Genomic DNA, 25,080 nt, shown 5'->3' on the forward strand with positions numbered 1-25,080 from the left:
AAATCAGCCTGTGGTTACAGCGTTTTCTTGATTAGCGTCCCGTATCTAAGCATGATCCCGTTATGGCGGTTGAAATCGACAAATGGCTGAACGATCTCGAACTGGGTCAATACTCAGACGCTTTTGCACAGCATGATATCGACGCGCGCGTACTGCCACTACTGTCAAACGACGACCTTAAAGAGCTTGGGGTTAGTCTGGGCCATCGAAAAATCATCCTGGCAGCGGTTCAGGAATTGACTGGTCAAAAGCACTCGTCTCAATCGCCGCAGGCCGTAGACGTGGATGCAGACGAAGTCGGCCCGGTCCCCATTTCGGATGAATCGCAAGGCGTGACCTTATCCGCAAGGAAGCCTGCTTCATTAGCGATCGCAGAGAGGCGTCACTTAACAGTTTTGTTTGCTGATCTCGTCGCCTCGACTGAGTTGACTAACCGGTTTGATCCCGAAGACATGCGCGAACTGCTGCAGAGTTACCGGGATGCGGTTGCAGGTGCAGTTAGCAGGTATGGCGGCTACGTCTCGAAGTATTTGGGCGACGGTCTCCTGGTGTTTTTTGGCTGGCCTACAGCCTATGAAGATCATGCAGTTCGCGCTTTAAAGGCTGGTCTTGAGGCCGTTCGGCGGGTCAGAGATCTTAAAGCACCTGACGGTGAGCGTTTGTCGGCCAGGTTAGGTATCGCGAGTGGCGACGTGGTAGTTGGCGATACGATCGGTGAAAACACCTACGAAGAAGGAGCCATGACGGGGCCAATTGTCAATCTGGCAGCGCGGCTTCAGGAACACGCAGCACCGAACTCAGTTGTTTTATCTGCTGAGGAGACCGAAGAAACTTTGCATCGGCTATTTGAGTTTAGGTCTCTTGGACAAACCGAGCTGAAAGGTTTCAAAGAACCACGGACCCTTTTGACTGTCGTATCAGAACACAGCGCGGAAAGCCGGTTTCGAGCATCTTATAGGGACGAAAGTGGCAGCGTCATGATTGGTCGCGACTACGAAAAAGGTATCCTTTTACAATCATGGCTGCGTGCGCAGAACAGTCAGGGAGAGGTTGTTCTGCTTGCCGGTGAAGCAGGGATCGGTAAATCGCGATTGGCGGAAGAGTTTCTCGCTAATGCTGTAGCGACTAGCGAAGCTGATATTATCAGGCTGAACTGCTCTCCTTACCTTATCAGTAGCCCGTTCCACCCTGTCGCCCAGAGGATTTCTCAGGATGCTGGTGTGGGGACAGATTTTGATGACGACCAAATTCTCGACCTTGTCAAAAAAATGTTGGAAAGCCGAGAGGGCTTGGAATGGGAAAAGGTTCTGCCCGTCTTTGCCGCGCTGGTTGCGCCTCACAGTGCTCTTGCCCGAAGCGTTCTCGATATGTCACCGCAGGAGCAACGTGACCTCACGATTCAGACGTTAATCCACACGGTTCAGGTGCGCGCAAGCACGCGTCCTGTTATTCTTTGTGTTGAGGACGCGCATTGGATTGATCCTTCCACCCAAGCTCTTTTGGATCGCTTCAAAGCAATTTGCGCAGATCTGCCTTTGATGATTTTGATTACCCACAGGCCCGGCTGGGAACTTGCCCATGATGACGGGGAAGCGCACGTACATACGCTCCAGCTGCGTCGGTTCGATACGACCCATGTCTCGAACCTAGTTCGCCATGTTACCGGAAAAGCACCCGACGATGCTCTGATTGCCACAATCATTGAGAAGACGGACGGCGTGCCTTTGTTCGTCGAGGAACTGGCCCGGGCGATTGTTGAGGCGGGTGAACACGGGCAAGTCCACATACCCGCGTCTTTGAAGGGCACACTGATGGCACGTCTTGACGCGGTCTCGCCAGAGGCTAAACAAGTCGCGTTAACAGGAGCCGTCATTGGACGGGAGTTCGAGCCTAGCTTGCTGGCTTCCGCAATAGGTCTTGCGAGTGCGGAAATTCAATCTCGTATAGAAGAGCTGTCTCGAACGGGTTTGATCTTTGAAAGCGGGCACAATCGAGGGTATTTCGTTTTCCGTCATGCCCTTATTCGCGATACCGCCTATCAATCCATGCTTGGCTCAACCCGCAGACAACAACATGCAAACGTGGCCCGTGCTTTGATGCAGTTGCGGTCAGCTGAGATTGAACGTCGGCCCGAGTTGGTTGCCCGCCATCTTTCAGAGGCCGAAGAATGGCGTGCTGCGTTCGACAAATGGCAGACGGCAACTGAAATGGCATTGGCGCGATCCGCCAGCCAAGAGGCGATGGTCAACGCCAGGGAAACACTCAAAGCGGCCGAAAATCTTGGATCTGATAACGGTGTCGAAACGATCAAAGCCAAAATCCTTATTGGTCGCAGCCATGACAGCCTGGGTCAGTTGCCGGAGGGGATAGCGGCCTTGAAAGATGCCTCGGACGCCGCCCGTGGAATACACGATGTGGCGCTCGCCGCTGATGCTGCGAACCATTTTGCGGACTCGTGTATGATGTCGAGTAAGAGACACGGCGAGGCCATTGAACTTTGTGATAGAGCTCTGAACGACCTCCCCGACGATGACGAAGTACGGCAGTGCAGATTGATGAGCCAACTTGCACGGGCACATATGTTTGTCGGCCAGTTTTCTGAAGGCGCTCGCTATGGTCAGCAATCAATGGAACTGGCCGCGAAACTAGGGGACTATAAATCCCAATTCTCGGTGATGATGATGCATTTTGGGGCGCCATTCGTCGCGCGCAAAGGAAGAGAGGTACGTCATTGGCGTGAAAATCTTGATGCGATGCATCGAGTGGCCGAAAACCTAGGGAGTATTGATCAGGGTCGGGACCGGACACTCAGTCTTTTTGTCGGGGCCGAAATGGCCGACCGCGACTTGATGGATCATTCACTCGAATTGCTGACGGAGATTTCGGAAAAGGACAATCATCTGCAACTCTACTGGGTGCAAAAGCACGCACGCGCCATGGTTGCAATTATGGATGGCGATTTTGAGCAAGCGGAGATGCATGCCAACGAAGCGGTGAAAATCGGTCGTCAGACACATGGAGAACATGTTGAGGGCGTCTTCGGTGTTCAGATGTTTACCATCCGCCGCGAACAAAACCGGCTGCACGAAGTTGCACCGGTGATCAAGAAGCTGATGACAGATAGCCCGGAAGACATTTCTTGGAAACCAGGATTTGGCCTTATTGCCGCCGAGTTGGGATACAAGGAACCAGCTGAACGCATACTGAATGAAATGGCAGAGAATGGCTTCGATCTTCCGCTTGATGCTATGTTTTCAACTACTTTGTCTTATCTCGCTGACATTTGTGTCGCAGTCGAGCATCTGGGACATGCTGAGACCCTCTATGACATGCTGACCCCATACGAAGAGCTGACGATCACCGCTGGGGCAACAACAGTTTGCGCCGGGGCGGCAGCAAGACGTCTAGGCAATCTGGCAGCGGTGCTAAAAAACTGGGACGCCGCTGAGAGGATGTTCCATAAGGCCATCGAAATAGACACGCGCATGAAGTGCCCACCGTGGATTGCGCACAGCAAGGCAGCGTATGCATCCGCGCTAAGGCAACGGGGCCGCACGAATGATTTGAAACTAGCGTTTCAACTAGAAGGGGAAGCGTTGGCAATTTCACAGCAATTGAGTATGGTTTTCCTTAGGTCAAAGCTCGAGGGAGTAGCTGTTTAAAGTCATTTACATGCTTGGGGGAGCATTATGCCAAGGTACATAATTGAGAGAAATTTTGCCGAGCAGCTGAACGTCAGCGACGACGACAAAATTCACATCAAAGAGATCAATGACGAAGTCGGGGTCGAGTGGATTTTCTCGTTCCTCAGCGCAGACAAGCGCAAAACATACTGCCTGTATGAGGCCCCCGACGAGGAAAGTCTTAGAAAGGCGGCCGAGCGCCTTAACATCCCAGCCGATGTCATTACACCCGTGGATCAGATAGATCCCGGAATTTTCGCCTGAATATTCGCAGTTCAAAAACCTAATCCGAGGCGATTTATCTGCGGGACAACGCATCGGAAGTCACAACTACATGAGGCAGCCGCGCAAGAAGCCTGACCTGAAAACAGGGAGGCCTATGCATGTACGACATAAAAACACTCGACGGAATCACGGCAACTGTGAGTCAAGACGCTTTGGATGTGCTTAATTCCTCGCTTCGCGGCGGCGTCTACTTTCAGGGCACTCCGGAATATGAAGGCGCAAGAACAACATGGAACAGCATGTTCGAACGTCACCCTGGGTTCGTGATCCGCGCGATGGGGGCGAGCGACGTACAGAAAGCTGTAAACTTTGTTAGAGACGCCAGCCTCATAATGTCGGTCCGATCAGGTGGGCATCAAATTGCAGGTCACGCTGTTGCAGACGAGACGGTATTACTCGATCTGTCCCAGATGCAATCGGTACACGTAGACCCTGTCAACAAGACTGCTCGGGTTGCACCGGGTGCATTGCTTGGCGATGTAGATCGCGAAACTCAGGCTCATGGGCTTGCTGTCCCTGTCGGCATCAATTCGACAACTGGTATCGCTGGTCTGACCCTTGGCGGCGGCTTTGGGTGGACGACGCGGAAATTCGGAATGACGATCGACAATCTTCTGTCGGCAGAAGTTGTGACGGCAGATGGGACGATTGTCTGCGCCTCGCCCACAAGCCATCCGGAGCTTTTCTGGGCCATCCGCGGTGGAGGCGGCAATTTCGGCGTCGTGACCTCATTCGAGTTCCAGTTGCATGATCTTGGGCCCGATGTTTTGTCGGGTCTGATCGTTCACCCGATCGAAAAGGCGCCAAAGCTGCTTGCAGAATTCGCAGCCATTGCAGATGACTCACCCGATGAACTGACCGTCTGGAGCGTGATGCGAAAAGCTCCTCCTCTCCCGTTCCTACCAGAAGAGTGGCATGGGAGAGAGGTGCTGATTTTTGCAGCTTGCTACAGTGGTCCTATAGACGATGGTGAAAAAGCCTTGTCGGGTTTGCGCGCGCTAGGAGAACCGATTGCCGATGTCATCTCACCTCACAAGTTTGTAGACTGGCAAGCAGCATTCGACCCTTTGCTTACACCGGGCGCTCGGAATTATTGGAAAAGCCATGATTTCGAAGCGCTTTCCTCGGAAGCAATCACAGGTCTTCTCGAGGCGGTTTCCAGCCTTCCCGACCCTGCTTGCGAAGTATTTATTGCGCATGTAGGTGGCGCAATGGCACGCATTGAACCCCACTCAACAGCTTATCCGCAACGATCAGCACACTTCATAATGAATGTTCACACACGTTGGGAAGACCCGAGCAAGGATGATGAGTGCATTGCGTGGGCGCGGGGACTTTATAATCAGATGCGGCCTCATGCGACCGGTAGCGCGTATGTAAACTTTATGCCCGAAGACGAAGCGGATCATATGGCTGGTGCATACGGCCTAAACAGCGGGAAGCTTTCGAAAATAAAGGGCAGCTATGATCCAAAGAACCTGTTCAGGATTAATCACAACATAGTGCCTGAGTAGGGCCATCCGATTTGGAAAGGCCGATCTATTCGGACGCTTAGAGCTTATGCTTGATATTTGACAACGAGTATTCTGTTACGCGTTAAGACCACCAAATATTTTTCGCGTCAAAAATGTCGACACTGTCTTTTCCACTGTCAGGCGAATTCCGTGTTCCGCTGCGACGGCAGGGATTTGTTGACCAATTAGCCGCTTTGGGCTCGATGCTAACGCCGGAGCTATCGTGGCATCTTTTCGACTGCCTGACCTCGCTCAGGTGTGAGCGGCCCAAACCGGGCATTGAGCTTGAACCATGATTAACTAATCAGCTTCCTGAAAGCGGCCATTCCGACATTTGCAACATTTCCATTGCTTCGGTGGCCGAGATGGGAACATCTCTGCCGTCCTGTTAAGCAAGCAGTACACTTCGCAGTGCATCTTCCCAGAGAGTTCACAGGGGCTCGCGTACCCAGCACATGCTGCCTTTCGCCAACAGAAGTCTGGATTTAAGCTTTGACGCTCGGTGGAGCGCTTCAGAGATCGAACGTCCTGACGATTTCGAGGCGCATATGGAGTGCCAGAACAGTAAGGCCTATAAATCTATCCAGCGCCTTGGCACTACACTGTTGATTTATCGCGCTGACCAGCCGGATGATCCGAGCTAAGTGGGCCGTGCTCGCGTGTGCATGAATGCAAAGGGCATCATCCGTAAAGAATTCCAGTGACTTCTATTACATGCTCTCTAAACTCCGGGCAGTTGTTAGTCAGAATTGACGTGGGAGTTTGGGCGCAGTTGGGCGACAAAAAGGCATCAGGGACCCCTATAAGTCCTGCGCCATCATCTGCGCCAAGTTCGGAGTTAAGCGCAGCTGATCAACAGGCGCGGTTTGAAGCCACCGCTCGCGTGATGCAGGCGATCTCTGTGACCAAGGACGACGTACAGCCGGTTTGCGATCTGATTGTCGCGCTTGCCAAAGACCTTTGCGACGCTGTTTTTGCTGGCTTGGTTCTTGGACAGGAAGGCGACGCTCTTCAGCGGCTCGTGGCCAGTGTTAACCTGCACCCTGACATTCAGCAACTCTGGCGCGACGGTAAATACACGATGGAGCCGGGCAATTCTCTGGTGACTGAAACAATCCTCAGCGGCGAGACCAAACGCGTTGTGGATATGGGAGACACTGATTTCCACAAATCCGGCGATGAACGGTTCAAGTTGATTGTCGACAAGCATGGGTGCCGCAGCAATCTGTTTGTTCCTCTAAAGGTGGACGGCGGTGCAATCGGATGCTTGATGTTGGCGCGAGACGAGGTGCGGCCCTATACCGACGATCAGGTTAAGCTCGTCGAAACTTTTGCTGCTCAAGCTGTAATCGCCATTGAGAACGTTCGCCAATTCCGCGAATTGCAAATCCGCCTGGCACGCGAAGGCGCCTCGCGTGAAGTTCTTGAGACAATTAGCCAATCACGAAAAGATGAGACGCCGGTGTTCCAGACGATCCTGGAAAACACCGCTCGGCTTTGCGAAACAGATGTCGCCACATTGAGCCTTTTGAATGAGGCTGGAACCCACCTTGAATATGCGGCCCATTTTGGTGATCAGTTGGCGACCTACGAGGTTGGCGTAGATCGTTGGTCACTGGACTCACATCTCCAGATTGCGGAGTCCGTGCGCGAGGCGCGCGTTGTTCACAATGTCGATTTGCGCCTGACTGACCAGTATATCAAGGGCGACCCATGGCGCCGTCAACTTGTAGACGACGAAGGTGTCCGGTCATTTCTGACGGTCCCATTAATGTCGGCAGATGGTACGCCCGTGGGCGTTATCGGGATTTACCGACGTGAGGTTCGGGCCTTTACAGACGACGAGATTTCTCTGGTTGAGGGCTTTGCCGCGCAGGCCGTGATCGCCTTGGACAACACACGACAATTGAATGAGCTGCACACGCAATTGGAGCGTCAGACGGCAACGCAAGAAATTCTAACGGTCATTAGCCAAAGCCGTGATGACGATGCGCGCGTCTTTGATTCAGTGCTTCAGCAGGCCACCAGGGTATGTGATGCAGATCAGGCTGTACTTATTCTTATCAACGCTGCCGGGACCCACGGGCGGTTGGCCGCGAATTGGGGACATCAGAGAACCGGATTTGATGTTGGAGACGAGTGGCAGTTGGACGAATCGATTCCCATAGCCATTGCGATACGAACAGGTAAGGTTGGTCGCATCGATGATTTGACCGACACGGATTTTTATCGCTCGGGCCATCCTACAGCTGCCATGATGGTTGAGATCGAAGGCATTCGGTCACGCGTTACAGTCCCCCTGATGCAAGGAGATCAGGCTATCGGAGCCATCGCGGTCAGCCGCCGTGAGGTACGGCCATTTGCTGACCCTGACGTACAGTTGATTGAAGAATTCGCCAAACATGCAGTCATTGCCATCGAAAACACGCGCCAGTTTCGTGAAGTTCAGGAACGACTTGAACGGGAAGAAGCATCGCGCGAAATCCTCGAAGTCATCAGCCGCAGTCGCGATGACGATAGCCCTGTCTTCAATAGCATACTCGAAAATGCCAGCCGTTTGTGCAAAGCGCCGCTGGCCTTCCTTTGCGTCGCTGATCACGAACGTGGCCTGGCGACGATTCCGGCCAATATCGGTGCGAGAACGGATTTTGATGAAGCCTTGAAGGGGTTCGTAGAACCATTGACGCGCACGGAATTGGTTGCAATTAGGCCGATGATCGATGGTCAGGTGATCCGGCAGGACGATATTGCTGATGATCCGCTTTACCATCGGGATCGTGATCCAAAACGTGTTCAGATGGTCGAGGTTGAAGGCGCCCGTTCGGTTCTTGCCGTACCGCTGATGAAAGACGGCACTGGTCTTGGGGTGATTGTTCTTTATCGCCGTGAAGTTGCGCCTTTTTCGGATGACGACGTCGCGCTGGTCCAAACGTTTGCAGCTCAAGCCGTGATCGCAATGGATAACGTACACCAGTTCCGCGAGGTTCAGGAGCGTACGGCGGAAGTCACACAAGCCTTAGAGTATCAGACATCAACATCCGAAGTGCTGCGTGTGATCTCAGCGTCTCCCAATCAACTGTCGCCCGTTCTGGACGCCATTCTTAAAGAAGCGTCGCGCATCTGCGAATTGCAGGATGCCTATGTCGCAATGCTCGACCCGGACGATGGGCTTTTTCATGTGCACTCGACGCTCACACAAGACACGGCCTTTGCAGAGTACGTCAAAGCTCACCCGATTTCACCAGCGGAGAACGGTGTAAGCGGGCGTGCAATCTTGTCGAAACGCACAAGCTATGTCGAAGATGTCGAAGCGGATGACACCTACACCTGGTTGGAAGAAAGCGGCGTGGGTGATTACAAATCATTGCTTGGACTTCCGCTTGTCAAAAACGGCGAAGTCGTAGGCGTTATCTCACTTGGGGCGCCAATGGTCTCGGGTTTTTCCGCCAAACAGATCAAACTGCTGGAAACTTTTGCGGATCAGGCGGTTATCGCGATTACCAACGCAAACCTTTTCCACGAGTTGGAGGAGCGGACAGAAGAAGTCACGCAGGCGCTGGAGTATCAGACCGCCACGTCAGACGTATTGTCGGTGATTTCGCGATCTCCGAATGAGCTGGAGCCGGTGCTGACGGAGATACTGAGAGTCGCCAGCCGGATCTGCGAGCCAAAATATGCGGCGATCTCGATCCTGAATCCACAAGACAACCTTTACCATACTGACATCATGCTCGACTTTGACAGTGATTTCATGAAGTTCATGAAGGCACACCCAGTGCCGGCAGGTCATGGGAGCGGCATTGGCCAAACAGCTGCACGAGGAGAAACAGTCTACTACGAGGACACTGAAGCTAACGAATACGCCTGGAAGGAAGCCGCACGTATTGGCAAGTATCGCTCGCTTCTGGGTGTCCCATTGGTCAAGGATAAGGTTGTGGTCGGTGTGGTCGTGCTCTGCCACGACAAAGTTGCACCATTCAATTCAAAACAGATCGCGCTCTTGGAAACGTTCGCCTCCCAAGCGTTGATTGCTATCAATAACACTCGGCTTTTTGAGCAAGTTCGGGCGCGCACGGCCGAGGTCGAAGAGGCATTGGTGCGCGAACGTGCCAGTGCTGAAATCTTGCACCTCATCAACGAAGCATCGTCCGACATCCAGCCTGTGTTTGACCTTGTCGTGCAAAAATCCGCCGAGCTTTGTGGAGCGCAGTTCTGCGTCCTCGAGCGCTTTGACGGTAATCTCTATCATTTCTGCGCACAACACGGGTTTCCGCAGACTACTTTGAAGGCGCTGACTTCGGATTATCCCTTGGAAGCTTCCAAGGGTCATCTGGCTCCATTGGTCGTGGAAAGCGGCGAAGTCCAGCATCTAGCAGATGCACGGGGGCCCGAGTATTTCAGCCCAGAGCTTGCCCGAAAGGCTGGGTATCGGCGTTTGATGGCCGTTCCTATCAGGGCAGAAGCGCGGATTTGGGGCGTCATAATTGTCGGTTGGGCCGAGACCGGACCGCCGCAACAAAACAGCGTCGAACTCGTTCAGGGTTTTGCCAATCAAGCCAGCATCGCCATCGAGAACGCACGGCTATTCCGGGAAACTCAGGAACGCACTGCTGAAGTCGAGGAGGCGCTGAAGTATCAGACGGCGACGTCCGAAGTGCTCGACGTCATCTCACGCTCACCGAACGATCTTCCACCGGTTTTGGATGCCATCCTGGAGGTTTCGTCGCGTATCTGTTCACCGGAATACGCGTTCTTTGCAATGAAGGATGCTGACGATGGCCTATACCGCGTGGCCATGTCCCACAATGTGAGTGATGCTTTTCTCAAATTCCTGTCCGACAACCCTATCGCGCCAGAAGAGGGGTCTTGCATCGGGCGCACGGCTCTGCAAGGCAAGACGGTCTATATAAAAGACACCCGTAGAGATCCGACTTACACATGGAAAAAAGCGGCTGAGATCGGGGACTATCTTACTACTCTTGGTGTCCCTTTGGTCAGCAATGGCGTAACCGTTGGCGTTATTGTTATGGCGCATCGGCAGGCAGCTGCGTTTAGCGACAAACAAGTCAGCCTACTCGAAACCTTCGCGTCTCAGGCCGTGATCGCCATCAACAATACGCGACTGTTCAAAGAAGTGCAGGCCCGCACTGCAGAAGTTGAAGAGGCACTGGGGTACCAGAAGGCGACATCCGAAGTGCTCGAGGTTATTTCCCGTTCCCCTGACGCTTTAGAGCCGGTTTTGGAAGCGTTGGTAGCGGTTTCGTCGCGCATCTGCCGCCTACAGGATGCTTTTGTGGCGCTAAAGAAACCCGAGGACGGAAAATTCCATTTCTTTGCCGGGCACAATCTCACAGAGAGTTTTGCCAAATTCCTCGAGTCGCATCCATTTGAGCCAGGGGAAACGTCGGCGACCGCCCGGGCGCTTTTATATGGGCGCGCCGACTACGTTGAGGATACTCAAGCGGACCCTAACTATGATCCGGTCCTTAGGTCCAACTTGCAAGGATACAGGTCGGTTCTCTCTGTACCTTTGATACGCGACGGTGACACGATTGGTGTCATCAGTATGGGCAGCCGAAATAAAGCCGCCTTTGAGGACAAGCAAATCAAGCAGATGGAGACTTTTGCCTCGCAGGCGATCATAGCGATTCAAAACTCTAAATTGTTCAACGATACGCAAGTCGCACTCTCTCGCCAAACGGCAAGTGCGGATGTTCTCAGAGTGATCTCGGAATCCCCGACAGATACCAAACCGGTTTTTGAGAAGATTGTCGGACTGGCTACAGCTCTCATCGATTGCGACTTGTCGATTGCCATGCAGGCTAACAAAACTGAATACTGGCAAGTGGCGGCCGCAACTCCGGATGGTTTAGAGGAAATCACTTGGACTGAGCGCCTGCCAATTGATCCCGACGACAACCTGCCATCCCGCGTCATCCAGAGCGGCAAGACGCTGCAATTGGATGAAACGCGCTTTGATGAACTATCTCCGCGGGACACGGAAATCGTTGAGCGACAAGGATTCAAGTCGTTCTTGATGGTACCCTTGATGCGAGGGAAAGACTGTTTCGGCACTCTCGTCTTTATTCGGAGAACGTCGAAGGCTTTCAGTGATGACGAAGTAGCCATTGCCGAATCTTTCGCGGATCAGGCCATCATCGCGCTGGAAAATGTACGCCTGTTCAATGAAACGCAGGCATCATTGGCACGTCAGACTGCCAGTGCTGATGTACTGCGGGTGATCAGCCAATCGCCTTCAGATACCACACCTGTTTTTGAGGCGATTGTAAATTCCGCGACACGGCTTGTTTCATGCGACATGGCAGGCGCCGCTTTGTCAGATGACAGTTTCTGGTGGCAAGTGGCTTTGGCGACGCCAAAAGGCCTATTTCGTGATTTCGGACGAACCCGACACCCGTTGGACCCGAAGGATAATTTTCTGTCGTCCGTGTTAATGTCCGGGAAAACCATGCATGTACACGATTTGACGTCGCAGGGCTTACCGCGCTTGGCAAAGAAGCTTCACGAAGAAAACGGATTTGAAGCTTTTCTTGGCATACCGTTGATGCGCGGAGACAAGTGTTTGGGCGGGCTCTATTTCATCAGGAAATCAAAGACACCGTTCTCGGACGACGATATTGCAATGGCTGAGTCTTTTGCAGATCAGTCTGTTATTGCCATCGAGAACGTGCGCCTTTTCCGCGAGGCCGAAAAGGCCCGTGAGGTGGCCGAGTCTGCTAACGAAGCAAAAAGTGCGTTCCTCGCCACCATGTCTCACGAAATCCGTACACCGATGAATGCCGTTATCGGAATGAGTGGGCTCCTGATGGATACCAAGTTAGATGCCGAGCAAAGCGATTATGCCAACACGATCCGCGACAGTGGCGACGCACTACTGGGCATAATCAACGAAATCCTCGATTTCTCAAAAATCGAAGCCGGGCAGATGGACATCGAGAACCATCCGTTCGATTTGCGTGAATGTATCGAAGGCGCGCTTGATCTGATCAGCGGCAAGGCCGCCGAAAAACAGCTCGATCTGGCCTATGAATTTGACGACGCTTTGCCCCTTGCGATCAGCGCTGACCTGACCCGGTTGCGGCAGATCCTGCTGAACCTGCTTTCCAACGCCGTGAAGTTCACTGAAAGCGGCGAGGTGGTTCTCTCTGTCGAACAAACCGCCAAGAAACGCGGATCGCTTGAGATGACGTTCAAAGTCCGCGACACCGGCATTGGCCTGTCCGACAAGGGGATGAGCCGTCTGTTCCAGTCCTTCAGCCAAGCAGACAGTTCAACAACCCGCAAATATGGCGGCACCGGTCTCGGCCTGGCGATTTCCAAGCGTCTTGCGGAACTTATGGGCGGCAGCATGTGGGCAGAAAGTGACGGCGAGGGGCTTGGTTCGACCTTTTCATTTACGATCCAGACCAAACCCTCCAAACCGGTCAAATCGACGTCGCGCGATTTAGTGGGCGTTCAGTCCGAACTTGAAGGCAAACGCATTCTTATGGTGGATGACAACGCCACCAACCGTAAAATTCTGTCGCTCCAGACCGAGAAATGGGGCACTAAAACCACTACCTGTGAAACCCCGTCCGATGCTCTGGCCACGCTCGAGGAGGCTAAAAAGTTCGATCTGGCCATTCTCGACATGCACATGCCAGAAATGGATGGTGAGGAACTCGCGCAGAAAATTCAGGCCAAGCACCCGGACTTGCCGCTGATCCTCTTTAGTTCACTTGGTCCACGTGAAATTGACCTCGAAGACGGCCTCTTTGCTGCCAACCTCACCAAGCCGCTGCGTCAGTCGCATCTCTTCGACACTCTGGTCACACTGTTTTCGACCGAAGATACCCCAGTGAAACCAACCAAACCCGCGGGCAAGCCACAGACCGATCCAGAGATGGCCAAACGCCACCCGCTACGTATTCTGCTTGCTGAGGATAATTTGGTGAACCAAAAACTTGCGCTTCGCCTGCTAGAACAGATGGGCTATCGCGCTGATCTGGCCAGCAACGGCGCTGAGGCGGTCGAAAGCGTTAACCGGCAAACATACGACGTCGTATTGATGGACGTGCAGATGCCAGAAATGGACGGGCTCGAAGCCTCACGCCGCATAAACAAAGATTTCCCCGGAGAAGACCGACCGCATATAGTAGCCATGACTGCCAATGCCATGCAAGGCGACCGCGAGATGTGTTTGGATGCCGGGATGGATGACTACATCGCCAAACCGATCCGCCTGCCTATTCTTATCGAAGCCCTTTTAAATGTTCCCAGGAAAAGCAAGTAATCCATGACAAACGGCCCAATTGATCTTGATATCTTCGCTGAACTCAAGGACGCGACTGGTGACGAATTTGCCGCCGAGCTTGTGAACACCTTTCTCGACGAAGCCCCCGGCATGATTGCCGAATTGAAATCGGCAGCCGAAGCATCAGACGCAGATGGATATCGCCGCGCAGCTCATTCCATCAAATCGAATGCAAACACCTTTGGTGCAACCGCGCTAGCGGAGTTGGCAAGGAAAATCGAGCTCGGGGACATACCCGCAACTGGCGACCTTATGGATGCGAAAGCTCTGGAGGCCTCTTTCGCCAAAGCTGCCGCGGCCCTGCGGATCCTGAACAATGACTGATGCACCTGGCCATCTCCTTATCGTTGATGACAACAAAGTCAATCGGCTACTCCTGTCTCGCAATGTTGAACTGTTGGGGCACAAAGCCTCTGTCGCGGAGAACGGCCTCGTAGCGATGGAGATGTTGTCGAGTCAATCTTATGACCTGCTTCTACTCGATATCGAAATGCCGGAAATGGACGGGTTTCAGGTTCTGGAAGCAATCAATGTAGACCCCGACCTGCGCGAATTGCCGGTGATTGTGACCTCCTCTGTCGAAGGGCTCGACAATATTGTGCGCTGCATCGAGTTAGGCGCAGAAGACTATTTGCCCAAGCCGGTGAATAAGACGCTTCTCAGCGCCCGCGTCGCCAGCGGCCTTGAAAAGAAGCGACTGCGGGACGAACAAAGACGCCTGCTCGAACGCTTCGCAACCACCGAGGTTGCGCAAGACCTGCAAGAGTCTGGCTTTGCCATCGGTGGCAAACGTGCAAACGCGTCGGTTCTTTTTTGCGACATTCGCGGTTTCACAGCCCTTTCAGAAAACCTGGCGCCCGAAGCAACAATTGATCTGCTCAACACCTTCTACACGTTGATGTTTGAGGCGGTAACCAGCAATGGCGGCATAGTCAGCCTGATGCTGGGTGACGGGTTGATGGCTCTCTTCGGTGTTCCACAACCTCTGAACAATACCGCGCAAAGTGCGGTAGCTACTGGGCATGAAATGCATAACATGATCGAGATGCTGAATCACGACCGGCTCGTGGATGGCGAAGAGAGCCTCCGGATCGGGATCGGTATCGCTACAGGCGAAGTCGTCGCGGGCTATGCCGGCACTGACAACCGGGCGACCTATACCTGTATCGGATCCGCGGTAAATCTCGCAGCCCGATTGGAAGCGGAAACCCAGAACACCGGAAGCCGGATTTTGGTTGATCAAGAGACCCTGGATCTGCTGGACAGGGCTGATGTACAGGAGACATTTGGCAGGACCCGTATCAAGGGCTTCTCTGAACCGTTCGACATCTACGCGTTATGATCTTCCGACACGAGTATCGTTTCTCCGATATCATTTCCTGAAAGACCGCTTACTACTAAACTCCCCGCCGTCGCAGCCACTCAATTTGGATTCGCGAAAACGGGTCGATTTTTTTGCGCCCGGCCATGGGCCTATTGCCACAGACAAAATCGGGCTTCATTCGAGGCGGGGAGAACAGATGAAGCGAACTTTGTTAGATCACTATCATCCAGGTCTTTTGAGCAGTTTGTCCGCTTCAATGACCGCTTTGCAGTAGTGTAGCATTTTCTTTGCACCGCAGCGAACGACCGGTTTCCGCCCTCCCAGCAGGTTACTGTGCACAGGCAGCAGGTTTTTCGCGTGTGCAGCAAAAGTCCGCTTGGTGGCCCCTATTGCTTTTTGTAGTTTGACAGAATGGTACAATCGCAAATGGCGACGGGCCCTCTTTCCCCTTACTTTCCCTTCGTGGGCCAGCGGCAATTGGACATGCCAAACGCCCCTGGCCGTCAGGGTGAGGGCGCAGCCCTCCCCCTCGGGCAACCCTATTAGACAGGGCCGTGTCCTCGGCTGCGCCTCCGGTCCGCACCACCCCTGTCGAATAGCATTGCCTCGCCCCCTCCCGCGTTCGCCACGTGGCAGATCAGCAGGAACAGGCAGCTTCGCTGTCTGATCTGCAAATCAGCCCTGATTTTCAAAAAAGGGAAGCCAGGTCAAACAAAGTCATTGCGGGAGTATTAAAATGGGGATTCTGGATCAGTTTAAGACGCAAAGGCCAAATTCAACTTATGGCCAACATCGGGGGGTGCCTTCCGGTGTCGAATGTTCACCCGTTTCTGGTCCAACTATGACGGTTGGGTCAGGTTCGTGTGACGTTCAACAGGAAACCAGTGGCGGACCGAGGAGGATTCGAACCCCCGACCCCTTGATTCGTAGTCAAGTACTCTATCCAGCTGAGCTATCGGTCCGCGTTGGTGAGGCGCTATGTAGACCCGGCATTCGGGACGTGCAAGTCGATTCTGTAAAAATAATTCAAAAAGCCCCATCGCCCCGCGGGAGGCGAATTTCAAAGGTGGTACCTGTTGACCCTGTCTCGGTCAGAACAAGGTCACCCCCATGGCCCCGCAACAGTTCCTGTGAGATCGCCAAGCCCAGACCCGACCCGCCTTTGCGGACGCCACCCTGAAAGGGTGTGAACAGATTTTCACGCGCTTTGGCCGGCAGGCCCGGCCCTGTGTCGCTGATCTGAATACACCAGTTGGCGTCCTGCTCTTGCCCGGACAGGGTGATCCGACCGGGCTTTCCTGATGCAACCAGCGCCTGACGGGCATTTCGAACGAGGTTCATCATGACACGGAAAATCTGTTCAGGATCAGCTCGTACGACCAACTCTTCCGACACATCATTGATGATCTCGACACAGGCATCGGCAACGGCAAGTTTCTCGCTAGCAACCACATCCTCGGCCACAGTGCGGAGCGGAACCAGTGTAAGCGACGGTGCAGGTTCTTCAGCGCGGCCAAATGCCAATGTGCTTTCGCACAGGGTTACCGCTCGGGTGATCGAGTTCACCAGCTTAGGGGCCATGCGACGCACCAACGGGTCTTCGCTGGATTCGATTCGGTCGGTAAACAGCTGGGCCGAGGTCAGAATGTTGCGCAGATCGTGGCTCACCTTGGCCACAGCCCCGCCCAGCTGCGCCAGACGCTCGCGCTGTTTCAGGGCCTGGGTCAGTTCGGTTTGCAACTGTTTCAGCGCCTCTTCGGCCTCGCGCAGCTCGGTCACTTTGGAATCCGGTGAGATGATTCCACGGGCATCTTCGGGGGCGCTGGCATAGCGCTGCATATATCCGACAACGCTTTTGATAGGCTTTACCAGAACCACCCGAACCGCAAGAAACAGGAAAAAAGCCGTGATGATCGAAATCACAAATGACAGGCCCAGAATGCGTAACCCATAATCCGTCATCGCCATACGCAACGGCATGCTGTCAGTCGTCACCTCAATCAGCAGACCTGCGCCTTTCACAGGCTCGCCAATAACACGGATGACTTCATTTTCCGGCGTGAACAACCGCACGACAGCATCCCGGATCAAAACCCATGGTCGCGCGTCACGCAGGTCATAGGTCTTGCTGATCTGCCCTGGAATAGGAGAGGACAGCATCAACTGGCGCATCTCGTCTCGCCGCAGAACCACGTTATAGACGCCCGCATTGGCCAGCAGTTCAGCCTCAAGGTCCTCGGCCAGCATATCATCGGCCAACAAAGCGAGCGAGGCGATCTGAGCGCGCTCCAGCCGGTTCAGCAGGAAATCTTCGCGGAATCGCGCAATCGAAGGGACAAAAATCAGAACCTCGGCCAACATCACGAAGACCGTCGTCAGGATCAGAAATCGGCCTGACAGCGAGTTCACATTGCTCTCCCTTCCAGGTCAGGGCATCCAGCGCTGGACGAACCTGACCACACGTTTAACCGTTTGATTCTCAAACAGCCTTGGTGAGAAATAGGCGCCCGCCACCCGTTTGTTAAGCTCTCCAATCGTCGGATAGGGCGAAACCATGGCGGCAACCTGCCCCATCTTCAGATTATTGGCCAGCGCCAGCGACCACAAGCTGATCAGCTCACCCGCCTGATGGCCAACAATTGTGGCACCCACAGGTCGGCCTTTGACGACCATGACCTTGATGAAACCATTCGTTTTACGCTCGGAAATGGCGCGGTCGTTGTGGTGATAGTCAAACCGCGCAATTTCCATCTTATCGCCATGCTCGGCGCGCGCCTGCACCTCGGTCAGGCCAACCTGCGCCAGCTCGGGGTCGGTGTAGGTCGCCCAGGGGATATGTGCGGTTTTCGCCTTGGAGGGCAGCCCAAACAGCGCCGAACGAATGATAATCCCCGCGTGATAGCCCGCCACATGAGTGAATTGCAGCCCACCCGCGACATCTCCGATCGCATAGACCCTGCGGTTCGTGGTGCGCAGGGTGTCGTCGACCTTGATGCCGGTTCGGGTGGGCTCGATCCCGGCAGCGGCAAGGTTGAGGCGGTCGGTATTGGCCTTTCGCCCCGCAGAGAGCAGCAGATGCGTGCCCAAGAAGATCTCGCCGTTCTCGGTCACCACTTCAACCGCGCCATCGGAGCCGCGAATCTGTGCCACCATCGCCTGTTCATGGATCGCAACGCCCTCGGCGCGCAAACTGTCCAGCACGACCTCTGCCGCCTCGGGGTCATCCTTGCCCAGCGCCTTTTGCCCTTCGATGACTGTGACCTTGCAACCGAGCCGAATATGCGCCTGCGCCATCTCCATCCCGATGGGGCCACCGCCGATGATCAGCAGATGATCGGGCTTGTCGCGCAGATCAAAGATAGTCTCGTTGGTATAATACGTCACCTTGTCCAAACCGGGGATCGACGGAATCAGTGGTGAAGAGCCTGTTGCAATCACAACCCGCCTCGCGGTGATCAGATGATCCCCCGCCTGAACCTGTGTCGGAGAGACAAAGCGGCCATATTCCCGGATCACCTTGACACCAAAGCTTTCGAACCGCTCTTGGCTGTCCATCGGCTCAATCTGCGCAATCACACCATGCACGTGGTCTTTGGCGGCGGCGTAATCCACCTGTGGCACCACATCCGCCACACCCAGCGCCGAGGCATGCGCCTGCCCATAGGCGGCCTTGCCGCTGGCAATCAGGGCCTTGGACGGGACGCAGCCGAAATTCAGACAATCGCCGCCCATCTTGTGACCTTCCAGCAGGATCACATCCGCACCCATCTGGCTCGCCCCCGCGGCGACCGACAGCCCACCTGACCCGGCCCCGATCACCAGGATATCGGATTTCAGTTCTTGCATGATCAGCTGTCCTTTTGGCCGCGCAGCGTTTTGATCAGAATGGGCAGAGCCGCCAGCACACACAAGCCGATGATGGGGCCGATGACAAAAGGCTCCCACAGCAGTGAGACATCCGGCGTTTCACCTCGGTCGAATACACCGCCCAGTCCGACGCCGATCCAAGTATAAACGATGCCACCGGGAATGATGCCCAGCGCCGTGGTGAACAGAAAATTGCGGAACTTCACCCCCACCAGCGCCGGCACCAGATTGGCCACAAAGAACGGAACCACCGGGACAAGGCGCAGCAGGAACAGGACCGAGATCTCATTCTCGCGCAGGCCGTCCTTCAGCTTTTTGATCGTGCCTTCCGAGGCCTCAAGACGCGCCGTCAAGGACGCCCCCAACCCCCAGCGCGCCGCCAGAAAGATCGCCGAGGCGCCGATGGTTGCTGCAAAAATGTTGAAGACCGTGCCTGCGAAAAGGCCAAACAGGAACCCTCCGGTCATCGAGGCCACCGCAGCGCCGGGCAGCGAGAACGCAACGATGGCAATGTAAATCGCTATGAACGCACCTGCCATTGCCCAGTAATTGGCATCACGCCAACCCAAAAGGGCCTCTCGGTTGTCGCGCAGGGTTTCAAAAGTCAGGTATTCACCCAGTGTAAAGTAACCCACTGCGGCTACGGCAAGAATCACCAGCAAAGGAATATGTCGCGCAAGCCCGCTGCGCGGGGCCTGAGTTGTATCGCTCATAATGGTGTCCGGTTTTGTGCGTCTCATTCTGGCCTCAACATGCGACGTCACGCGCCCGGGCAACAGGGGCCTCACGCTGCCTTGATCTTTTCGACAGTGAATGTGAGGGTTTTGTGCCTAAAATCCGTATTTTTGAAATCTTTTACCGCGCGGGATTATAGAATTGTTGCAAAAGGCTGCAAAACCCCCACCAAGGGGTTTGACTTACCCCCCGCTTGGCAGTAGAGGACGGGCTTCGAACACCACGGGCAGGCGAATCCGCGCTGCACCCGACCGAATAGATTGGAGACGGAGCGATGAAACGCACCTATCAGCCTTCGAACCTGGTTCGCAAACGCCGCCACGGTTTCCGCGCGCGCATGGCCACCAAGGCCGGCCGCAAGATCCTGAACTCGCGCCGCGCACGTGGCCGCAAGTCGCTGAGCGCATAAACCGCTCACCGATCAGGTTATGAACATGACGCCGCCGGAGGCCCCTGAGGATGGTAACTGCCAACCCGGGGATACGCCCCCGGCGGCGTCCGTTTGCGCATCCAAAACATTGATCATCCTCAGGAAACGATCCGATTTCCTGAACGCCGCGCGTGCGCGTCGGCAGGGCACATCATCAATGATGGTGCAGGCGCGCAAACGCGCCGAGGGCGAGGCGGACGGGATTCGCGTCGGTTTCACCTGTTCCAAAAAGGTCGGCAATGCCGTGGCTCGCAACCGGGCCAAGAGACGCCTGCGCGAAGCTGCGCGCGCAGTACTGCCTGAGAAGGGGCAGGACGGCTGGGATTACGTGCTGATCGGTCGCGCCGATGTCACAGCCGGACGCCCCTATGCGGCGCTGCTGGATGATTTGCGCTATGCTCTGCGTAAAGTGCATGCTGCGCGAAAATGACATTGCTCTCGCATATCCTTGCCTTACCCATTCGGGCGTACCGGTTGCTGTTCAGCCCTTGGGTCGGGTTCAACTGCCGCTATCAGCCTACATGCTCGGCCTATGCCTTGGAGGCACTGGAAAAACACGGTGCCATCAAAGGCACATGGCTGGCCGCGCGACGGATCGGACGCTGCCACCCTTTGGGTGGCGACGGGTATGATCCGGTTCCGGACCGTGAAGATCACTCCTGACCCGTCGTCGGACTTGACCGGAGCGCACCTTCGCTGAACAGTTGTGCTGTTCAATTCGAGGGCCAGATGACATCTGACGCGCGCCATTCCCTATCCACGCATGACGTTCTGAACCAGCCGCCTGTGCGAGCAGATTTAGACCTTTGGGCCTCTGACCCAGTACTGCAAAATGTGACAGGCGCGCGAAGCTCAATTCTTCGCAACTATGGTGCAGACCTTGGGCGTGCTGCAGTGAGAGACATGGCGCGCGAGGCCAATTTCCACTCCCCAGAACTTGTTCTGTTTGACCAAGGTGGACGCCGCCTGGATGAAGTGCGTTTCACTCATTCATACCATCACCTGATGCAACTCAGTCAATCATCCGGATACGCAGCCGTTGCCTGGTCTGACCTACCGAATGGTCACGCAACCCACGCCGCCATGGTCTACCTTGCCAGTCAGGTCGAACCCGGACATTGCTGCCCGCTGACCATGACTTACGCCGCCGTTCCAGCAATTGCGGCGAATGAAGAGATTGCCTCGATCTGGGTTCCCCGATTGACGGAATGGAACCACGATTCCTCTATCGCTCCTATCGCCTCCAAAAAAAGCGCCACGCTGGGCATGGCGATGACTGAGAAACAGGGCGGCTCGGACATTCGCGCCAATACCACGACGGCCACACGCGACGGAGATCACTGGCGGTTGCGCGGGCATAAATGGTTCTGCTCAGCCCCGATGTCCGACGGTTTCCTGACACTTGCCCAGACCCCCGGCGGTCTGACCTGTTTCCTTGTGCCCCGCTGGCTGGACGACGAACGCAACGCAATCCACCTGATGCGGCTGAAGAACAAGCTGGGCAATCGGTCCAACGCCTCGGCCGAGATTGAATACCATGATGCGCTGGCCTATCAGCTTGGCGATGAGGGCGCGGGTGTGCGCACAATCCTGGAGATGGTGCATCACACACGGCTCGACACTGCGATGGCTCCGGCAGGTCTGATGCGGGCGGCCCTCAGCGAAGCGCATTACTGGGTCAGCCATCGCAGCGCCTTTCAGCGCCGGTTGATTGACCAACCCCTGATGCGCATCGTTCTGGCCGATCTCGTGCTGGACTGGGAGGGGGCGCTGACACTGGGAATGCGTGTGGCGCAGGCTTATGACGGTCATACACCCGAGGATAAAGCCTTTGCCCGCATCGCTGTTGCACTCGCCAAGTTCCTCAACAACAAACGCTGTCTAGTCGTCGTGGTCGAAGCCATGGAGGTGTTGGGCGGCATGGGCTATGTCGAGGACACCCCCCTGCCCCTGCTCTACCGTGAAGCCCCTTTGAACGGCATCTGGGAAGGTTCGGGCAATGTGATCTGTCTGGATATCCTGCGCACCCTGACCCGCGACCCCTTGGCCGCCCAAGTCCTGCAGGCCGAGCTTGAGGCGGCAACCGGAGTGAACCGCCACTATGATGCGGCGCTGAGGGACCACCGCGCCCGCTGGACCAATATCCCACCCGAAGCCGAGGCGCGCTGGTTTGCGGAGCGCACTGCTTTGCTGCTGACGGCCTCTCAACTAATACGCCAAGCGCCCGGGCCGGTCGCTGATGGATTTGTGGCGTCTCGGCTGACAGGTAACAATGGCCGCATCCCCGGTTCGGTGTCCGGGCTGGACACTGGTGCCCTGCTTGCGCGGTTGGGCTGACCCGCACACTTGCCCGGATACGCCATCTGCTGTAGGGGCAGCGCATGTTTGATGAAGCTGACGATATCCATCCGCTGTTTGCCGGCGCGCCTTCGACCACCGAGTTCAAGAAGCTGCGCAAACGCATCGTGCGCCACACCCGCGAAGCCATCGAACACTATGGCATGGTGGACCCATCCGCGCACGAGAAAAACGGCAAGCCACCCCGTTGGTTGGTCTGCCTGTCAGGCGGTAAGGACAGCTATACCTTGCTAGCGGTTCTGTACGAGCTGAAATGGCGCGGCCTACTACCGGTCGATCTGCTGGCTTGCAATCTGGATCAGGGCCAGCCAGGTTTTCCCGCTACCGTCCTACCCGAGTTTCTGGAAGGCATGGGTGTTCCCCACCGCATCGAATATCAGGACACTTACTCGGTCGTCATGGACAAGGTTCCCCAAGGCCGCACCTTTTGCGCGCTATGTTCGCGCCTGCGCCGGGGCAACCTGTACCGCATCGCGCGGGAAGAGGGCTGCTCGGCCGTGGTGCTGGGTCATCACCGTGACGACATCCTTGAGACGTTTTTCATGAACCTGTTCCACGGCGGCCGTCTAGCAACGATGCCGCCAAAGCTGGTGAACGAAGAAGGCGACCTGTTCGTCTTTCGCCCCCTTGCCCATGTCGCCGAGGCGGATTGCGAGAAATTCGCCAATGCGATGAACTACCCGATCATCCCTTGTGACCTGTGCGGCAGCCAGGACGGGTTACAACGCCAGCAGGTCAAACAGATTCTCGATCAGTGGGAAAAAAACAGTCCCGGACGGCGGCAAGTGATGTTCCGCGCCTTAACCAATGCGCGCCCTTCGCACCTTTTGGACCCGAAATTGTTTGATTTTGTTAATCTTTCCATCAATTCGAGCGAAAAAACTGAAAAAACGGATGATATTCCACAGCTGCGTTAACGAGTGACTCAGACTAATTTTCTACGGTTTGACCGGAGCACAAGATGCTCAGGGTAAAGGCGAAGACGAACCGATGAGGAAATCTGTTTCCGTTTATCAATTTCTCGATACTCTCACCACGTATCTGAGTGGCCCGCCGGTGCTGGCCTTTGCTCCCGCCATTTCGCTTGCGGCTTTCTGGATCGGTGGAGAACGTGCGCTTGTCGTTGTGGCACTAAGCCTTCCGTTGCTGATCTTCGCCGTCGCCTCAGTCAGACGCACACAAACTGCACGCATCTCTCCACTGCACCATCACGGAAGACTCGCGCCAACGGATAAGTTTGCCGCCGAACTTGAAAACTTCTTTGACCGTACCGATCACAATAACATGGGATCGGCTTGTATGATTATAGCCTTAGACGGGTTCACTGAATTTGTTGACCTGCACGGAAATGCGGCCGCGACCCATCTGTCCAGCCAATTTTGTGACCGCATCTTCTCGGTCATTCGAACCGGCGATATTGCAACACGATTAGACGAGTGCAAAATAGCCATCGGCCTGCGCCCGTCACAGCATCTCAATCTCGAAGCCTGTATTCAGATGTCGGGCCGCATCCAATCCGCCGTTGAAGAGCCGATCACCCTAAACGGCACCACTGCCTATGTCTCGTGTTCAATCGGTTTTTGCCTGCAATCCGCAGTTCGCGGATCCGGGTTTGAAAATTGGATTGATGCCGCATCTGCTGCGCTATGCGAAGCTCAGCGTAATGGGCCCTCAACGATCCGCGCCTTTTCAAACGAAACCCGCCGTAGATCCAATATCAGGGCCAACCTTCGCAAAGAGTTCGAGGCTGCGCTGGACAACGGACAAATCCGCCCCTGGTTTCAGCCTCAGGTTTCCACAGATACAGGGCGGGTTACGGGGTTTGAAGCCCTGGCCCGCTGGGAGCACCCGGAAAAAGGCATCTTGAACCCACAGATATTTCTGCCTTTTGCCGAACAGGCCGAGCTGATGGAGAGGCTTGGCCAAACGATGCGGCATCATGCATTTTCCGCGATGTGCTGCTGGGACCGGAACGGGATTCACGTCCCACGAATCGGAATCAATTTTTCTTCGGATGAGCTACGAGACCCCGCTCTGCTGGACCGATTGAAATGGGAACTGGACCAAAACGACCTGACGCCCGACCGACTGGCTGTCGAAATTCTGGAAACCGTGTTTTCGCGACGTCCGGACAATGTGATTACCCGCAACGTGACCAGCCTTGCAGCACTTGGCTGTTGTATTGATCTGGATGATTTCGGCACTGGACATGCCTCGATCGCCTCGATCAAACGGTTTGATGTGACGCGGATCAAGATAGACCGAACTTTTGTGGCCAAGGCGGACAGTGATGCATCGCAACAACAATTGGTCAGTGCAATTCTGACTATGGCCGAAAGGTTGAATGTAGAAACACTCGCCGAGGGTGTTGAAACCACCGGTGAGCACGCGTTGATGGCACAGCTTGGTTGTGACCACGTTCAAGGCTTTGGCATTGGCAAGCCCATGCCGTTCGAAAAGACCATGGATTGGATCTCGGCCCATCAGAACAAAGTCAAAGGCATTCCCAAAATTGGACGGCAAGCGGGTTCCTGATCGCAGGTTTTCACCACAAAAGCCCAATCTGGAAC

16 protein-coding genes and 1 tRNA gene are annotated in these 25,080 nt (G+C 55.0%); 13 read left to right on the forward strand and 4 right to left on the reverse strand.

The window, feature by feature from the left end:
• Window positions 1-62: 62 nt before the first annotated feature.
• From AC2FGB_RS11045 to AC2FGB_RS11075, 7 genes are all read left to right on the forward strand, one after another.
• The gene (locus AC2FGB_RS11045; protein ID WP_496694406.1) at window positions 63-3,662 is read left to right on the forward strand and encodes an adenylate/guanylate cyclase domain-containing protein; all 3,600 of its coding nucleotides are present in this window, start codon (window positions 63-65) and stop codon (window positions 3,660-3,662) included.
• Window positions 3,663-3,689: 27 nt separating this feature from the next.
• Complete coding sequence (locus tag AC2FGB_RS11050; protein WP_058274660.1) at window positions 3,690-3,947, forward strand: DUF4242 domain-containing protein; 258 nt, start codon at window positions 3,690-3,692, stop codon at window positions 3,945-3,947.
• Between the two features lie 119 nt (window positions 3,948-4,066).
• Window positions 4,067-5,482: an FAD-binding oxidoreductase gene (locus AC2FGB_RS11055; RefSeq protein WP_496694405.1), complete on the forward strand. Its 1,416-nt coding sequence runs from the start codon at window positions 4,067-4,069 to the stop codon at window positions 5,480-5,482.
• A 455-nt stretch (window positions 5,483-5,937) separates the two neighbouring features.
• Window positions 5,938-6,126, forward strand: coding sequence for a hypothetical protein (locus AC2FGB_RS11060; protein WP_496694404.1), 189 nt, complete (start codon window positions 5,938-5,940; stop codon window positions 6,124-6,126).
• Window positions 6,127-6,383: 257 nt separating this feature from the next.
• Window positions 6,384-13,775, forward strand: a complete 7,392-nt coding sequence (locus AC2FGB_RS11065; protein ID WP_496694403.1) for a GAF domain-containing protein — start codon at window positions 6,384-6,386, stop codon at window positions 13,773-13,775.
• 3 nt (window positions 13,776-13,778) lie between these two features.
• The gene (locus tag AC2FGB_RS11070; protein ID WP_142640383.1) at window positions 13,779-14,120 is read left to right on the forward strand and encodes an Hpt domain-containing protein; all 342 of its coding nucleotides are present in this window, start codon (window positions 13,779-13,781) and stop codon (window positions 14,118-14,120) included.
• On the forward strand, window positions 14,113-15,138 hold the full coding sequence (locus AC2FGB_RS11075; protein ID WP_142640384.1) for an adenylate/guanylate cyclase domain-containing protein: 1,026 nt from the start codon (window positions 14,113-14,115) through the stop codon (window positions 15,136-15,138). Before AC2FGB_RS11070 ends, AC2FGB_RS11075 begins: the two co-directional genes overlap by 8 nt.
• An 867-nt stretch (window positions 15,139-16,005) precedes the next feature.
• Here the strand turns inward: AC2FGB_RS11075 and AC2FGB_RS11080 are convergent.
• The 4 genes from AC2FGB_RS11080 to AC2FGB_RS11095 form a co-directional block, all read right to left on the reverse strand.
• Window positions 16,006-16,082 (reverse strand) — tRNA-Arg (locus tag AC2FGB_RS11080).
• A 64-nt stretch (window positions 16,083-16,146) separates the two neighbouring features.
• Window positions 16,147-17,529: an ATP-binding protein gene (locus tag AC2FGB_RS11085; protein ID WP_496694402.1), complete on the reverse strand. Its 1,383-nt coding sequence runs from the start codon at window positions 17,527-17,529 to the stop codon at window positions 16,147-16,149.
• A gap of 18 nt (window positions 17,530-17,547) precedes the next feature.
• Window positions 17,548-18,966, reverse strand: coding sequence for a dihydrolipoyl dehydrogenase family protein (locus AC2FGB_RS11090; RefSeq protein ID WP_496694401.1), 1,419 nt, complete (start codon window positions 18,964-18,966; stop codon window positions 17,548-17,550).
• 2 nt (window positions 18,967-18,968) lie between these two features.
• Complete coding sequence (locus AC2FGB_RS11095; RefSeq protein WP_496694400.1) at window positions 18,969-19,700, reverse strand: TVP38/TMEM64 family protein; 732 nt, start codon at window positions 19,698-19,700, stop codon at window positions 18,969-18,971.
• Window positions 19,701-19,996: 296 nt separating this feature from the next.
• On the opposite strand from AC2FGB_RS11095, the gene rpmH reads away from it, so the two are divergent.
• The 6 genes from rpmH (at window position 19,997) to AC2FGB_RS11125 (ending at window position 25,045) form a co-directional block, all read left to right on the forward strand.
• Complete coding sequence (rpmH, locus tag AC2FGB_RS11100; RefSeq protein WP_005632162.1) at window positions 19,997-20,131, forward strand: 50S ribosomal protein L34; 135 nt, start codon at window positions 19,997-19,999, stop codon at window positions 20,129-20,131.
• 25 nt (window positions 20,132-20,156) lie between these two features.
• Window positions 20,157-20,582 (forward strand): ribonuclease P protein component, encoded by a 426-nt coding sequence (gene rnpA / locus AC2FGB_RS11105; RefSeq protein ID WP_496694399.1) that lies wholly within the window; start codon window positions 20,157-20,159, stop codon window positions 20,580-20,582.
• Window positions 20,579-20,815: a membrane protein insertion efficiency factor YidD gene (yidD, locus tag AC2FGB_RS11110; RefSeq protein ID WP_496694398.1), complete on the forward strand. Its 237-nt coding sequence runs from the start codon at window positions 20,579-20,581 to the stop codon at window positions 20,813-20,815. Before rnpA ends, yidD begins: the two co-directional genes overlap by 4 nt.
• Window positions 20,816-20,881: 66 nt before the next feature.
• Window positions 20,882-22,489, forward strand: coding sequence for an acyl-CoA dehydrogenase family protein (locus tag AC2FGB_RS11115; RefSeq protein WP_496694397.1), 1,608 nt, complete (start codon window positions 20,882-20,884; stop codon window positions 22,487-22,489).
• A 44-nt stretch (window positions 22,490-22,533) separates the two neighbouring features.
• The gene (gene ttcA, locus AC2FGB_RS11120; protein WP_496694396.1) at window positions 22,534-23,427 is read left to right on the forward strand and encodes a tRNA 2-thiocytidine(32) synthetase TtcA; all 894 of its coding nucleotides are present in this window, start codon (window positions 22,534-22,536) and stop codon (window positions 23,425-23,427) included.
• A 73-nt stretch (window positions 23,428-23,500) separates the two neighbouring features.
• Complete coding sequence (locus AC2FGB_RS11125; protein WP_496694395.1) at window positions 23,501-25,045, forward strand: putative bifunctional diguanylate cyclase/phosphodiesterase; 1,545 nt, start codon at window positions 23,501-23,503, stop codon at window positions 25,043-25,045.
• Window positions 25,046-25,080: the final 35 nt, after the last annotated feature.

It is taken from the genome of Ruegeria sp. CDSC021 (assembly GCF_059610845.1).